The organism is Aequoribacter sp. (assembly GCF_965659035.1).
Classification (GTDB): Bacteria; Pseudomonadota; Gammaproteobacteria; order Pseudomonadales; family Halieaceae; genus Aequoribacter.
Map to the genome: position 1 here is coordinate 53,067 of NZ_CBFHWH010000001.1, position 13,810 is coordinate 66,876.

Consider the following 13,810-nt stretch of genomic DNA (forward strand, 5'->3'; position numbering starts at 1 on the left):
GGAAGCGGGCTTCACATGTCCCAGAATGCCACCCATCTCCAGGCTGACATCGAGCGTCTGGCACCGAAATACCAGAGGCCGGGGCCGCGCTACACATCTTACCCCACCGCTCCCCACCTGAGTGAGGCATTCGCGATCAAACAATTTGAGGCACGTTGCGCACAAGCCGATCAGCGCGATCTACCCTTGTCGCTGTACGTTCATGTCCCATTTTGTCGCTCTATTTGCTACTACTGCGCCTGCAATAAAGTGGTCACACGAACACCCGGCGCAGGACAAGAGTATCTGAACGCCCTCGATAAAGAACTTACTCGCTATCGAGATTGGGGCTTAAACCAGCGCCTCGTAAGCCAGCTACACTGGGGTGGTGGCACTCCAACCTATCTAAGCGATGCCGAGCTGACCCAATTAATGCACCTCATCGCTCGAAACTACCAACTAACCGACGCATCGGATCGGGAATATTCCATCGAAATTGATCCAAGGACTGTGAGCAAACAAACAATAGCCCTGCTGCGAGGACTCGGATTCAATCGCTTGAGCTTGGGGATCCAAGATTTCGACCCCCTCGTCCAGACAGCCATTAACCGCGTGCAGCCTTACGAAATGGTCGCTGATCTGACTCATAGCATCCGCGAGCACGGATTCAAGTCATTGTCTTTTGACCTGATCTATGGGCTACCTCATCAAAGTGAAAAGAGCTTCAGTAAAACCCTCGCTCAGGTCATTCAACTCGAACCCGATCGGATTGCTTGCTATAACTATGCTCACTTACCCAATAGATTCACCTCCCAACGTGCTATCGATCGGCTGACACTACCCTCAGCCACTCAGCGACTGCGACTACAGCGACTGATCGATACAACGCTGGCGGATTCAGGGTATGTCCTGATAGGTCTGGATCACTACGTCAAAACGACAGATGAGCTATCGGTGGCGCAACGCGAGGGGCGTCTGCAGCGTAACTTTCAGGGTTATTCGCTCAAAAGTGCCGAAGATATGATGGGCATTGGCCACTCTGCCATTTCGCAGATCGGCGATATGATCGTGCAGAACGCTCGCAACCTCGATGACTATCTAGGTAAGACTCAAGCTAACGAGTCGCCCATCAGCCGAGGGCTGCGGCTTACACAAGATGACCTCTTGCGCCGAGACATCATCATGGATATCTGCTGTAAACTTGAATTTTCGCTCTCGGAAATCTGTCATCGGCACGGTTATCAAGCCCAAAGCTATCTGAAAAAAGAAATTGAAGACTTGCAAGAGTTCATCACGGATGGGTTAATAAACAAAACGAACTCTGGCTACCGTTTGACAACCCTTGGCCGTCATTTTTTACGCAATATTTGTATGGTATTTGACGCTTGGCTCGAGCAAACGCCCGTAGATATAAAATATTCGAAGACGGTATGACAAATTGTCACAGGGGAAGACTAGAGGCTTAATATTAGATTAAACTAATACACTGTTGTAGGGACAATAAACGACACCATTGGGGGGTGCGTTTCTTATGGACACAAAAATACACTTGGCGACTGACACGACTTGCCACCACGACTTCAAGACAAATTGTAGCAATTGCCGACTGAACACGCTTTGCCTGCCTCTTGCGTTGGAAGGCAAAGATATCGATGCCTTAGATGCCATCGTGCAGCGCAGTAAACCTATTCAGAAAAATGCGTATTTGTTCCACGAGGGCGACGCTTTCAATTCAATTTACGCTGTCCGCTCCGGCAGTATTAAAGCCTTCGCGACGACCGACGATGGCCGCGAGCAGGTCACCGGGTTCTATTTTCCAGGTGAGCTGTTGGGAATGGATGGTATTAGTCGCAATGTCCACGCCTCTACAGCGAAAGCCCTGGAAACCTCTGCCGTCTGTGAAATCCCCTTTGACTCGCTTGGCGAGCTGAGCGCTAAAATTCCCAATCTGCAGCGCCACTTCTTTCAATTAATGAGCCGCGAAATCACTGAAGACCAGCAGCTCATCACCCTGCTTAGCAAAAATTCAGCCGACGAACGTATTGCTGCACTGCTACTCAGCATCTCCTCACGCAACGCCCGTCGACAGCTCAGCGCGAATCGATTCCGCTTGCCGATGTCTCGGGTCGATATCGGAAACTACTTAGGACTCACCATTGAAACCGTCAGCCGAGTCATCGGTCGGTTGCAAAAAAAGTCGATACTGCAGGTCGACAATAAAGAAGTCTCCATCTTGGACTTCGATGCATTAACCGAAATCGCCCACACTAAGGTTCACCACCAAGAAGCATCCTGATCGCGGCACGGGTAATAGCAAATTGACTCAAGTCAAAGTAATGATTTGGGGACACTATAAAATACCCACTGCGTGTTGGGGCGCAAACTCATAAAGGAGAACACACATGATTCAACATGGCTTAGCCCTGCTGGTACAGCCGCACACGGCCTGGCGCCGCGTCGCCCAGCTTCAGGGGTCAAGTTTTAATGCCTTGGCTCTTTTCCCGGTTATTATGGCGATATTACCCGCTGTCGCGTGGTTTTACGGCACTAGCCACGTGGGCTGGACAGTGGGCTCATCCGGCGACGCCATTCGACTAACGGAGGCAAGCGCCACCGAGATTGCGTTTCTGTTCTACTTCGTCATGGTTGGCTCAGTTGCTATCATCGGCTACTTCATCCACTGGATGTCCGCGACATATGGTGCCAATTCCACACTCACTCGCGGCATCGTGATTGCTGGCCTCACCTGCACACCACTGTTCGTTACCGGCTTAGTCGGTTTTCATCCTTTGTTGTGGTTAGACCTACTTATCGGTGTGGTCGCGCTGTCATGGTCAACGTATTTACTGTACCTCGGCATTCCGATCGTTATGAACATACCGGAAGAGCGTGGTTTTTTGTTCTCTAGTGCCATTATCGCGATTGCACTGGTAATTTTTGTTGGAATTTTAGTGGTCACCATCATCGCGTGGGAGTACGGCTTTGCTCCAGAATTTACCGATCATTCAGCTTAACAGTGCCCAAGACTACGGAAGAAAATCATGAGTGAATTAAACGAACAACTTGAGCACCCCGTCTACAACTATAACGTTGTGCGGCAGTTTGCCGTCATGACGGTTGTGTGGGGTATTGTCGGCATGCTCGTCGGCGTCATTATTGCGGCGCAGCTCGTCTGGCCCGATCTTAGCTTCGAACAGCCGTGGTTTAGTTTTGGACGTCTACGTCCCTTACACACGAATGCTGTGATCTTCGCGTTTGGCGGTTCGGCACTCTTCGCCACGTCGTATTACGTGGTACAACGCACAACGCAAGCGCGCTTAATCTCAGACGGACTTGCGGCATTTACCTTCTGGGGTTGGCAACTCGTCATTTTGCTTGCGGCAATCAGCTTGCCCTTGGGCTACACCTCCTCTAAGGAATATGCCGAACTCATTTGGCCCATTGATGTGCTGATTACCGTCGTTTGGGTGGCTTATGCGATCGTATTCTTTGGAACCATCGCCAAGCGCAAAGTCAGCCATATTTACGTGGCTAACTGGTTCTTCGGCGCGTTTATCATTACCGTCGCCGTGCTGCATATAGTGAATAGTGCGGTGCTGCCGGTGAACTTTTTTATGGGATACAGCCTGTATGCAGGCACCGCTGACGCGATGGTGCAGTGGTGGTATGGTCACAATGCGGTGGGCTTCTTCTTAACCGCCGGTTTCTTGGGCATGATGTACTACTTCGTGCCCAAACAAGCCGAACGCCCCGTTTACTCGTATCGCTTAAGCATTGTGCACTTTTGGGCTTTGGTCGCGGTGTATATTTGGGCCGGACCTCACCACCTGCATTACACAGCACTGCCAGACTGGGCCCAAAGCTTAGGAATGGTGATGTCGCTTATTCTGCTAGCACCGAGCTGGGGCGGCATGATCAACGGTATCATGACCCTATCTGGCGCCTGGCATAAATTGCGCTCGGATCCCATCTTACGCTTCTTAGTCGTAAGCCTATCGTTTTACGGCATGTCGACCTTTGAAGGTCCAATGATGTCGATCAAAACGGTAAATTCATTGAGCCACTACACAGACTGGACCATTGGGCACGTGCACTCTGGTGCACTTGGTTGGGTGGCGATGATATCGATTGGCTCGATGTATCACCTGATCCCCGTGCTTTTCGGCAAAAGTAAAATGTACAGTACAGATTTGATCAACACGCACTTCTGGATGTCCACCATTGGGACAGTACTTTATATCGCATCCATGTGGGTCAACGGCATACTGCAAGGTTTAATGTGGCGGGCCTACAACCAAGATGGCACATTGACCTACACCTTCGTCGAGTCGCTCGTCGCAAGCTACCCCGGCTACATGGTTCGACTAGCCGGCGGATTCATCTTTTTCGCAGGCATGCTACTCATGGCCTACAACGTCTACATGACCATTCGCAATGACGAAGTCACGGTAGCTGACACACAAGCAGCGGCGGCTTAAGGAGACCAGCATGAAGCACGAAGTCATTGAAAAAAATGTGAGCCTGATGATCATCTTGACCATCGTGGCCATCAGTTTTGGCACGCTAGTTGAGCTGGTACCACTGATTTTCTCGAAACAAGTCTCTGAACCCGTTGACGGTTTAAAGCCCTTGACCGCACTGCAGCTTGAGGGACGCGATATCTATATCCGTGAGGGCTGTAATACCTGCCACTCTCAGATGATTCGCGCTCTGCGCGCAGAGAGTGAGCGCTACGGTCACTACTCGGTCGCCGGTGAGTTTGTCTATGACCGCCCATTTTTGTGGGGCTCTAAAAGAACGGGGCCCGACCTGGCGCGTGTTGGCGGCCGCTACAGCGATGATTGGCACCGAGCCCACTTAATGAACCCTCGTGATGTCGTGCCCGAAAGCAATATGCCAGCTTTCCCATGGCTGTTTGAAAACACGATCGATAGCAGCGTAACACCCAAGAAGATCGCAACATTACAGGCACTCGGCGTGCCATACACACAAGCGGATATCGATGGTGCTTCAGCCTCGGTTGAGGGCAAGAAAGAAATCGATGCGGTCGTTGCTTACCTCCAGAACTTGGGTACTGTGCTTTCGGAGAAACGCTAATGGATATCAATGATCTGCGCGGTTTAAGTACAGTGCTGATGCTGTGCTCATTCCTAGGGTTGTGCGTCTGGGCTTACAGCAGCGCTCGGAAAAAAGAATTTGATGAGGCGGCATCGTTACCGTTTGCAGACGAGCACACCGCCGTGGCTAAGTCACAGGAGACCAACAATGACTAGTTTTTGGAGCAACTGGATCATCATTCTTACGACCATCACAATCGTCGGTATCACTTGGCTACTGTTTGGTAACCGCAAGAAGGACAACGCCGAGAACCAGACCACGGGTCATGTCTATGACGGTATCGAAGAATATGATAACCCCCTTCCCGCCTGGTGGTTCTTTATGTTCACCGTGACCATTATTTGGGGTTTAGGCTACTTGGTCGCCTATCCGGGCATGGGTAAATGGGAAGGATTGTTAGGCTGGACACAACAAGGCCAACACGACGCTGAAGTCGCTAAAGCCGAAGAAAGGTATCGGGCCATGCGCGACCGCTACCTCGCCTTACCTATCGAAGAAATTGCGTTTGATCCCGCCGTTAAAAAAATGGGGCAACGTCTGTTTGGTAACCATTGCGCTCAGTGCCACGGTGCAGACGCGCGCGGTGCCTATGGCTTTCCCAATTTGACCGATACCGATTGGCTCTGGGGCGGTTCACCCGAAGCCATTAAGCACACCCTCAATTACGGGCGACAAGCGGCCATGCCCGCCTGGGGTCCCGTGCTCGGCGATCAGGGCATCAAAGAAGTGACAGCTTACTTAGTAACGCTGAATAATCGCTCCGCGGACCCCGCGCTCGCCGAAGCGGGCAAACAAAAATTCGGCATGTTTTGTGCTGCCTGCCACCAAGCCGATGGCACCGGCAATCAGCTCGTCGGAGCGCCCAACCTGACCAACGGCATCTGGCTCTATGGGGGCAGCGAAGCTGATATTGCTCATACCCTGCGCGTTGGCCGCAATGGCATGATGCCGGCACAAAGCAGCATACTGTCAGAGGATAAAATTCATATTCTTACCGCCTATGTCTACGGGCAATCCAACACAAAGGGGAACTGAGTTCCCCTACCGTCGCTGGACCCTTCCCACCTAACATGAGGTAGCTGTTAGACCATGAACGACGATCAACGTATTGATTTAGCCGAAGCCGTCCCTGCCGAGGTCGCTGAAGTCGACCTCTATCAAAAACGCGAAAAAATTTACACGCGCAAAATTGAAGGCTTCTTTCAACGCTTGCGTCTATACACGGGCTGGCCCCTGTTGATCGGTTATTTTGGTCTGCCCTGGCTTGAATGGGGCGGACGCCAAGCGATATTGTTCGACTTACCGGCGCGCAAGTTCCATATCTTAGGCATGACTTTTTGGCCGCAGGATTTTTCTTTGCTTGCATTTTTGCTCATTATCGCTGCCTACGCACTGTTCGCTGTGACAGTGGTCGCGGGTCGTGTTTGGTGCGGCTACACCTGCCCGCAAACCGTTTGGACTGCAATTTTCATGTATCTAGAGCAGCGTTTTGAAGGTAGCCGGAACCAACGCATCAAACTTGATAAAGCGCCTTGGAGTATCGAAAAAGTCTGGCGCAAAGGCATGAAGCATAGCTCGTGGCTGTTCGTCGCTTTCATGACGGGTATGACCTTCGTAGGCTACTTCTATCCCATAAAACAACTGGTACCCGAGTTGGCGACCCTCAGCACCGGCTTCTGGCAAGCCGCCTGGACTGTGTTTTTCACGCTGGCGACCTATATCAATGCGGGTTGGATGCGAGAACAAGTCTGCAAATACATGTGCCCCTATGCACGGTTCCAATCGGTCATGTTCGACAAAGATACTCTCATCGTGTCTTACAATCACGCGCGAGGGGAACCGAGAGGCTCTCGTAAACACGACGCTGATCCAAAAGAGCTAGGCTTAGGGGAATGCATCGATTGCCAACTTTGTGTGCAGGTCTGCCCCACCGGGATTGATATTCGCGAGGGACTGCAATACGAATGCATTGGTTGCGCCCTGTGTATCGATGCCTGCAATTCCATAATGGATAAAATGCAATATCCACGCGACCTAATCTCCTACACCAGCGAGCACGAATTGGCGGGTGGCAAAAAGCACTGGTTCCGCCCTCGCATTATTGGCTACGCCGCCATGCTCTGCATCATGGTCAGTGTATTCGCCTACAACCTCGTCAACCGTGTACCGCTGGAACTCACGGTTATGCGTGATCGCGGCGATTTGTACGTGCAAACTCATGACGGTCGAATCGAGAACATTTACACCTTACACATTGTGAATATGACGGACGAACAACATCGCTATTCGCTATCGGTAGAGGGGCTCGATGATGTTCGTATTATCGGTGACCAAGAGCCTTTGGTGTCCGCCGGTGGAGACCTAACGTTGTCACTGCGCCTAAATGCACCGCCCAAGTCGGGGGCCATGGCATCGAGCCCTATTCACTTTAACTTGATCGCAGAGGATAATCCTGACCTTTCGGTTCGAATAGAGTCGCGATTTATGAGGCCCCTGTGAGTAAACCTATAGCGTCAACGCTGAGCGCCAACCCTTGGTATAAAGAGTTCTGGCCTTGGTTTATCATCGCTCTTTTAGGTAGCGTGGTGACCGCAAGTTTGATCACGGTATCTATCGCGTTTCGCCATGCTGATGATTTGGTTGTAGACGACTACTACAAAGTTGGGCTGGCCATCAATCAACGTTTGGAGCATCGCGAGGCAGCGCAGCGACTGGGGATCGATATCACTCTTAGCTTGACGGGTGAACAAGTTTTTCTCAGCACCAGGAATGTCGCGCCAAGTTCCGAACTAACGCTTTTGCTTGCGCATCCCATGGAAGCCGACAAGGACTTTACCGTGACCTTGTTGCCCGGACCCGATGGTGTTTTCTTCGCCACTCTACCAACACAGGTTTCGCACGCTTGGCATTGGAGTGTTTCTGGCGCCGAGCCCGAGGTCTGGCTGGTGTCTGGAGTCATCGATGAGAAAGCTTTCAGTAATGACTCCCCCTGAAATCATCTTGCCAAGTGTGAAGGCAGGTACCCCCGACTGCTTTCACTGTGGCGAGCCGGTAGATGGATCCTCGACCTTTAGCTGTGTTATCGAGGGACACGCGCGACCCATGTGTTGTGCGGGTTGCAAAGCGGTCGCCGACCTGATCGTGGAATCAGGCATGACGCACTTCTACTCGCAACGCACACACTACGCAGAAACACCGCCTGAACAATTGCTGAACCTTGACTATGACTCGTACGACTTTAGCGAACTTGGAACATCAACGGGTGATCCGAGCATAACAGGTACTCAAACAGTTCAGCTGTTAATCGGAGGGATGACCTGCGCAGCGTGTTCTTGGCTCGTTGAACGCCAAGCACTCAGAACCATCGGTGTAAAAGCGGCGCGAGTAAGCTTGAGCGAATCAACACTTAACGCAGAGGTCGATTCGAGCACACCCCTAACCGAACTCATGCAAAGTATTGGCAAACTGGGGTATCGTGTTCAACCCTTCCAAAGCTCAGAAAGAACCAAGCTCCTGGCACTCGAAAACAAGCTCATGCTAAAACGTCTCGCCGTGGCGGGCCTTGGCATGATGCAAGTCGGCATGTTCGCTATCGCCCTCCACGCGGGCGCAATACAAGGCATGGAGATCGAATATCAACAACTGATGCGCTGGGTCAGTTTACCTATCGCCCTGTTTGTTACGCTGTACAGCGGAGGGGGTTTTTTTCGATCCGCATGGTCTCATCTGAAACATGGCGCCGTGGTCATGGACCTACCCATCTCAATCGCTCTAGGCCTTGCCTTGGGGGCGTCAATCTATGCCACTGTGACAGCAAGTGGAGAGGTGTATTTTGACTCTGTCGTCATGTTTGTCTTTTTTCTGCTGACCGCACGCTATTTCGAGCACCGGAGCAGATTCGCTAGCAGCCTTAGCCTCCAGAAAATACAGGACACCCTGCCCCGCGTCGCCAATCGCTTAATTGAAAATACCCTTGAGTACTGTTCAATTAGAGATCTTAAATACGGTGATCGAATACGGGTGTTTACCGGTGATACCATACCCCTCGACGGAATTGTCGTGAGCGGTGACAGCGACATCGACGAAAGTACCTTCACGGGCGAATCGGTGCCAAGGGCCGTTACAGCAAGCGATCACGTTTTCGCCGGAACGCTCAATCTCAAACAATCGATTGACCTAGAGGTCACCTCAGATCCCGACTCAACCAAACTAAAAGCCCTCGAGAACGCGATAAGCTACGCCGAGACACAAAAGCCAAAAATTGCCCAACTAGCCGATCGTATTGCTGGAGTGTTTATACTCGGGGTTCTTACTATTGCTAGCGCAACCGCCTATTATTGGTGGCAGCATGAGCCCGACAACGCCTTTTGGATTGCATTGTCGGTATTGGTCGTGAGTTGCCCCTGTGCCCTCGGTCTCGCGACACCTGCAGCACTGACCACCGCGGCGCAAAGTTTGCGTCAAGTGGGCGCCATCATCCGCGGTGACAATGCGATTGAGCAACTCAGCCACATTGACACCGTGATCTTTGACAAGACAGGAACACTGACCGACGGCCAATTTGAGTGCGTCAAGGCGCTCAGTTTTGGCAAGCTCAAAGCGAGTGAGTACTTCGTTTTAGCTCAAGCTTTGCAATCCCACAGCGCCCACCCCATTGCGAGCGCTTTTTCCGGCACAGTCGACTATGAACACGTCGATGAGAGTCTCAAAAGTGTTATCAGCGCGCTGTTAGAATCCGACTCTGAGTGCAGACCTCAACGTGAGGCGCAAGGACTTAGCTTCATGCATAAAGGCCAGCGCTTAGAAATAGGTAACGCGGCATTTTTAACCCAAGCTAAACTCCCCTCGCCCTGGCCAACCGAAGCTCTGCATTGGATCGGTCTCAGCATTGACAGCAATATTGTGGCTCTGTTCGGCTTACAGGACAAACTTCGACCCGATGCCAAAGCCCTAGTAGAGTATTACCGAGACGCAGGCATTCGCACACTGCTGTTGACCGGTGACGCCAGTGCCCATGCCCACAGCTTGGCAACAGCTTTACCCTTCGACGCCTGCGCCTTTGGATTAAGTCCAGAGCAAAAATTAGCGTACCTAGATGATTTGCAGCACCAGGGCCGAAAGGTTTTGATGGTAGGAGACGGTATCAACGATGCGGCCGTGCTAGCGCAAGCGAATACGGGAATCGCAGTATCTCAAGCCACCGACTTGGCCCGTGCAAAAGCCGATATTGTGGTGACCAACTCTGATTTAACACCGATCAAACTAGCTCATCGTCTCGCCTTACGAACACGAAAAATTATCCAACAGAATCTGATGTGGGCACTGGGCTACAATATTGTTGCTATCCCTCTCGCTTGCCTAGGTCATATCCCACCGTGGCTAGCTGCGCTAGGAATGTCGCTCAGTTCACTCATTGTCGTCTTCAATTCACTGCGCCTAAAAAATCACCCTATGGCTTAGGTAGGTCATTATGTCGACACTGTACTTTCTCATTCCAATCGCACTAATCTTCTGCGTGGTGACGCTCAAACTCGTGCTGTGGGCCATTCAGTCCGGACAATATAACGACCTAGACCGTGATGCCAACATCATTTTTGAAGACGACCACACTGACACCAAGGACACCAATGATCACTGAAGCCAACCTAGTAGCGGCGAGTCTGTTGGGGCTAGCCGGCGCCGGTCATTGCATTGGCATGTGCGGGGGCATTGCCAGTGCTATCGGCATTGGATCCCGCAATCGTCGCAGTTTGATCCTAGCCTACCAAACGGGTCGAATTACTAGTTATGCGGCGCTAGGCTTCTTCTTAGGCGCAGCCGCTAGCATGCTCGATCTACCCGTTTGGCGCATGGGACTGCGTGTAATAGCGGCACTTATGTTAATAGCAATGGGCCTGTATACGGCGAATTGGTGGTTCGGACTGAAACATTTCGAGCGCCTGGGCGCGGTCATCTGGAGGCCAATACAAAACCTTAGTCGTCCACTACTACCCGCCAAGAGAATACCACAGGCGTTGGCACTTGGGGCCGCATGGGGATTTCTACCCTGCGGACTCATATACAGCGCTTTAGCCTGGGCATCTGCGCACGCAAATGCCATGGATTCTGCTGTGTTAATGCTATTTTTTGGTCTTGGGACCCTACCCGCCATGCTCACGGCTAGCCTTGGGGCCAACTGGGTTTCTCGATTCTTCAAGAAGCTTTGGGTAAGACAGGCTATTGGCGCGTCCCTGTGTGCTTGGGGCATCCTGAATCTGTTCATGCTACTGCGTCACAGCATGCATTAAAAAAAGCCCCGCTAGTGCGGGGCGAAGCTGTGGTGTTGGGGACACCACGTAGCGACTTAAAACCGGTAAGCAATACCGATGTTGTAGACCATGGGGTCTAATTCGACGTCAAATTTTACCGTACCCACATCCGTCTTAACCTTGGCCGTTGTATCGATATCCACCCACCAAATCCCGAAATTCAGGGACCACTTATCATTCAGGGGAATATCAACACCTGCTTGAGCTGCCAACCCAAAAGAATCCTCAAGCTGCAAGCCCACTCGATTTGCACCCAGCAAAGCACCAACGGCATCGGTTAATTCTTGTGAAGGGTCCTCACTAAAGAAAGTCGTGTAATTAAGACCTAGACCTAAATAAGGTTGCCAGCCCTGACTGTTGCCACGTGGATACCACTGCAAACTGACTGTTGGCGGCAAGTGTTTGGTGTCGCCAGCGGGTATATTTGCTCCGTTAAGCCGAATATCATGGCTAAAGGGCGTGGCCGCCAGCACCTCAAGACCTAAACTATCGCTCAACATGTAGATACCCATAAGCGATAGCTGGGTGTCGTTATCGACCGAGACACCAGGAAACACGGTAGCCGGAGCGGTGGGAAGAACCACTGGGTCACTTTTCTCATCGGGGGCTACAGTCACGGCACCTGCACGGACAATCCAGTCACCCGCTTCATAAGCATTGACATTGCCCGCCGCCATCGCCACACCGGCGGCTACCAACAGAGGTGAAATCCAAGCTTTTTTCTTCATAACCACTCCTTCTCTAAGTCTTCGGATATCGGACGATTTGTTCATCCATGGGATCATCTTAATGTGCTGAGGAATTCGGATATTGATCAGGGTCAAACTCCTAAAGATGCACGAGACTCCGATGTTTCGATTATTGACGCACATCAAGGTCAGGTAGACATTAGATAACGAAGACTCGACTTTTGGCGCATTGTTCGCAATTGAAAGAGTGTTTAAACTTACCCTTTCACTACAAAGTTGTATAAGTAATGCCAAAAACAGGGTTTGATCTGGTTGTGATCGGCAGCGGGCCTGCGGGTGAATCGGCAGCACTAAATGCTGCGAAACAACACAAGAAAGTGGCAGTCATCGAAGTCAATACTCAAGTCGGCGGGGCGTGTACGCATAAAGGCACTATCCCCTCGAAAGCCTTGCGGCACACCGTGAAGCAGCTAATGCGCTTCAATAACGGAACCTTATTCCGTGAGATAGGCCACAGTCGGCAAATTCCCTACCCTACCGTTTTGAAACACGCAATTTCGGTGGTCGAGCAACAGGTCGATATGCGAAGCAAATTCTATGGCCGTAACAATATCGCTGTATACAAGGGTCACGCTAAGTTTATCAACGATCAACATCTATCGGTAACCAGAGCTGATGGCTCGGTCGAAGAATTACATTCTCAAGAATTCGTGATTGCGACAGGTAGCCGTCCGTATCACCCGCCCGATGTCCCCTTCGAACATTCTCGAGTATACGATAGCGACACCATTTTAAGCCTGGAGCATACACCTCGTAAGCTGATTATTTACGGAGCGGGCGTGATTGGGTGCGAATATGCGTCGATTTTCAGCGGCTTAGGTATCAAGGTCGAACTTATCAACAGTTTCGAAAATCTCTTGGCGTTTCTTGATGATGAAATATCAGTCGCTCTCGATTACCACCTGCGGGAGTCTGGCGTTATGGTCCGCCATCGCGAGGTTTATGAACGAGTAGAAGCCAATCAAGAAGGCATTTCACTGCACTTGCAGTCTGGAAAAATCATTCGCGGTGATGCACTGCTGTGGTGTAACGGCAGAAGTGGCAACACACAAAATTTGGGGCTAGAGAACATAGGCTTAAGCAGCGATGGGCGCGGCCAGATCAAAGTGAACCAACGCTACCAAACCGATGTGCCGAATATTTATGCCGTTGGCGATGTTATAGGCTCGCCCAGTCTCGCGAGCGCAGCTTACGACCAGGGTCGTGCCGCCGCCTCCTCCAATGACAAGGACGTTCGTTTCGTCGACGATGTTCCAACCGGTATTTATACAATACCCGAGATCAGCTCGGTCGGACGTACCGAACGAGAACTCACCGACAATAGAATACCTTTCGAGGTGGGGCGTGCCTTTTTCAAAGACACAGCCCGAGGTCAAATCTCGGGCGAAGGTACAGGAATGTTAAAAATACTGTTTTGTCCAAGCACGCTCAGGATTTTAGGCATTCACTGTTTTGGCGCCGAAGCGACCGAGATTATTCATATCGGCCAAGCGATCATGAAGCAACCTGAAACTGCGAACACCATCCGCTATTTTGTCGAAACGACATTTAATTACCCGACGATGGCCGAGGCTTATCGCATTGCTGCTTTAAATGGCTTGAATAGACTCACAGGCTACTAGCGTGTTTCACCCCTGGAAAGGTCTGCTCTGCGCG

14 protein-coding genes are annotated in these 13,810 nt (G+C 51.3%); 13 read left to right on the plus strand and 1 reads right to left on the minus strand.

Annotated features, from left to right (window positions below; translation table 11 throughout):
- The first annotated feature begins 15 nt into the window (after positions 1-15).
- The 12 genes from hemN (at position 16) to ACTF5Z_RS00300 (ending at position 11,384) form a co-directional block, all read left to right on the plus strand.
- Complete coding sequence (hemN, locus tag ACTF5Z_RS00245; protein ID WP_438984028.1) at positions 16-1,413, plus strand: oxygen-independent coproporphyrinogen III oxidase; 1,398 nt, start codon at positions 16-18, stop codon at positions 1,411-1,413.
- A 97-nt stretch (positions 1,414-1,510) separates the two neighbouring features.
- The gene (gene fnr / locus ACTF5Z_RS00250) at positions 1,511-2,275 is read left to right on the plus strand and encodes a fumarate/nitrate reduction transcriptional regulator Fnr (RefSeq protein ID WP_438984029.1); all 765 of its coding nucleotides are present in this window, start codon (positions 1,511-1,513) and stop codon (positions 2,273-2,275) included.
- Between the two features lie 106 nt (positions 2,276-2,381).
- On the plus strand, positions 2,382-2,993 hold the full coding sequence (locus ACTF5Z_RS00255) for a Yip1 family protein (protein WP_438984030.1): 612 nt from the start codon (positions 2,382-2,384) through the stop codon (positions 2,991-2,993).
- A 27-nt stretch (positions 2,994-3,020) separates the two neighbouring features.
- Positions 3,021-4,457, plus strand: a complete 1,437-nt coding sequence (ccoN, locus tag ACTF5Z_RS00260; RefSeq protein WP_438984031.1) for a cytochrome-c oxidase, cbb3-type subunit I — start codon at positions 3,021-3,023, stop codon at positions 4,455-4,457.
- Between the two features lie 10 nt (positions 4,458-4,467).
- Positions 4,468-5,076, plus strand: a complete 609-nt coding sequence (ccoO, locus tag ACTF5Z_RS00265) for a cytochrome-c oxidase, cbb3-type subunit II (protein ID WP_423854594.1) — start codon at positions 4,468-4,470, stop codon at positions 5,074-5,076.
- A complete protein-coding gene (locus ACTF5Z_RS00270) occupies positions 5,076-5,252 on the plus strand; it encodes a cbb3-type cytochrome oxidase subunit 3 (RefSeq protein ID WP_423854592.1) in 177 nt (58 codons plus the stop codon). The genes ccoO and ACTF5Z_RS00270 overlap by 1 nt, the downstream gene beginning before the upstream one ends.
- The gene (gene ccoP / locus ACTF5Z_RS00275; protein WP_438984032.1) at positions 5,245-6,132 is read left to right on the plus strand and encodes a cytochrome-c oxidase, cbb3-type subunit III; all 888 of its coding nucleotides are present in this window, start codon (positions 5,245-5,247) and stop codon (positions 6,130-6,132) included. The genes ACTF5Z_RS00270 and ccoP overlap by 8 nt, the downstream gene beginning before the upstream one ends.
- A gap of 54 nt (positions 6,133-6,186) precedes the next feature.
- The gene (gene ccoG / locus ACTF5Z_RS00280; protein WP_438984033.1) at positions 6,187-7,596 is read left to right on the plus strand and encodes a cytochrome c oxidase accessory protein CcoG; all 1,410 of its coding nucleotides are present in this window, start codon (positions 6,187-6,189) and stop codon (positions 7,594-7,596) included.
- Complete coding sequence (locus ACTF5Z_RS00285; protein WP_438984034.1) at positions 7,593-8,090, plus strand: FixH family protein; 498 nt, start codon at positions 7,593-7,595, stop codon at positions 8,088-8,090. Before ccoG ends, ACTF5Z_RS00285 begins: the two co-directional genes overlap by 4 nt.
- Complete coding sequence (locus tag ACTF5Z_RS00290; RefSeq protein WP_438984035.1) at positions 8,059-10,557, plus strand: heavy metal translocating P-type ATPase; 2,499 nt, start codon at positions 8,059-8,061, stop codon at positions 10,555-10,557. Before ACTF5Z_RS00285 ends, ACTF5Z_RS00290 begins: the two co-directional genes overlap by 32 nt.
- A gap of 10 nt (positions 10,558-10,567) precedes the next feature.
- Entirely contained in the window at positions 10,568-10,735 is a 168-nt protein-coding gene (gene ccoS / locus ACTF5Z_RS00295; RefSeq protein ID WP_438984036.1) for a cbb3-type cytochrome oxidase assembly protein CcoS, read from the plus strand.
- Positions 10,725-11,384, plus strand: coding sequence for a sulfite exporter TauE/SafE family protein (locus tag ACTF5Z_RS00300; protein WP_438984037.1), 660 nt, complete (start codon positions 10,725-10,727; stop codon positions 11,382-11,384). Before ccoS ends, ACTF5Z_RS00300 begins: the two co-directional genes overlap by 11 nt.
- Before the next feature lie 56 nt (positions 11,385-11,440).
- Here ACTF5Z_RS00300 and ACTF5Z_RS00305 read toward each other — a convergent pair whose 3' ends face one another.
- Positions 11,441-12,133, minus strand: coding sequence for an OmpW/AlkL family protein (locus ACTF5Z_RS00305; RefSeq protein ID WP_438984038.1), 693 nt, complete (start codon positions 12,131-12,133; stop codon positions 11,441-11,443).
- Between the two features lie 248 nt (positions 12,134-12,381).
- On the opposite strand from ACTF5Z_RS00305, the gene sthA reads away from it, so the two are divergent.
- A complete protein-coding gene (sthA, locus tag ACTF5Z_RS00310) occupies positions 12,382-13,776 on the plus strand; it encodes a Si-specific NAD(P)(+) transhydrogenase (RefSeq protein WP_423849813.1) in 1,395 nt (464 codons plus the stop codon).
- The last annotated feature ends 34 nt before the right edge of the window (positions 13,777-13,810 follow it).

What these genes read in the sequence shown, in the direction of transcription:
- hemN (WP_438984028.1), top strand. Translation starts at nt 16, where the DNA reads ATGTCCCAGAATGCCACCCATCTCCAGGCTGACATCGAGCGTCTGGCA.
- fnr (WP_438984029.1), top strand. Translation starts at nt 1,511, where the DNA reads ATGGACACAAAAATACACTTGGCGACTGACACGACTTGCCACCACGAC.
- ACTF5Z_RS00255 (WP_438984030.1), top strand. Translation starts at nt 2,382, where the DNA reads ATGATTCAACATGGCTTAGCCCTGCTGGTACAGCCGCACACGGCCTGG.
- ccoN (WP_438984031.1), top strand. Translation starts at nt 3,021, where the DNA reads ATGAGTGAATTAAACGAACAACTTGAGCACCCCGTCTACAACTATAAC.
- ccoO (WP_423854594.1), top strand. Translation starts at nt 4,468, where the DNA reads ATGAAGCACGAAGTCATTGAAAAAAATGTGAGCCTGATGATCATCTTG.
- ACTF5Z_RS00270 (WP_423854592.1), top strand. Translation starts at nt 5,076, where the DNA reads ATGGATATCAATGATCTGCGCGGTTTAAGTACAGTGCTGATGCTGTGC.
- ccoP (WP_438984032.1), top strand. Translation starts at nt 5,245, where the DNA reads ATGACTAGTTTTTGGAGCAACTGGATCATCATTCTTACGACCATCACA.
- ccoG (WP_438984033.1), top strand. Translation starts at nt 6,187, where the DNA reads ATGAACGACGATCAACGTATTGATTTAGCCGAAGCCGTCCCTGCCGAG.
- ACTF5Z_RS00290 (WP_438984035.1), top strand. Translation starts at nt 8,059, where the DNA reads ATGAGAAAGCTTTCAGTAATGACTCCCCCTGAAATCATCTTGCCAAGT.
- ccoS (WP_438984036.1), top strand. Translation starts at nt 10,568, where the DNA reads ATGTCGACACTGTACTTTCTCATTCCAATCGCACTAATCTTCTGCGTG.
- ACTF5Z_RS00300 (WP_438984037.1), top strand. Translation starts at nt 10,725, where the DNA reads ATGATCACTGAAGCCAACCTAGTAGCGGCGAGTCTGTTGGGGCTAGCC.
- ACTF5Z_RS00305 (WP_438984038.1), bottom strand. Translation starts at nt 12,133, where the DNA reads ATGAAGAAAAAAGCTTGGATTTCACCTCTGTTGGTAGCCGCCGGTGTG.
- sthA (WP_423849813.1), top strand. Translation starts at nt 12,382, where the DNA reads ATGCCAAAAACAGGGTTTGATCTGGTTGTGATCGGCAGCGGGCCTGCG.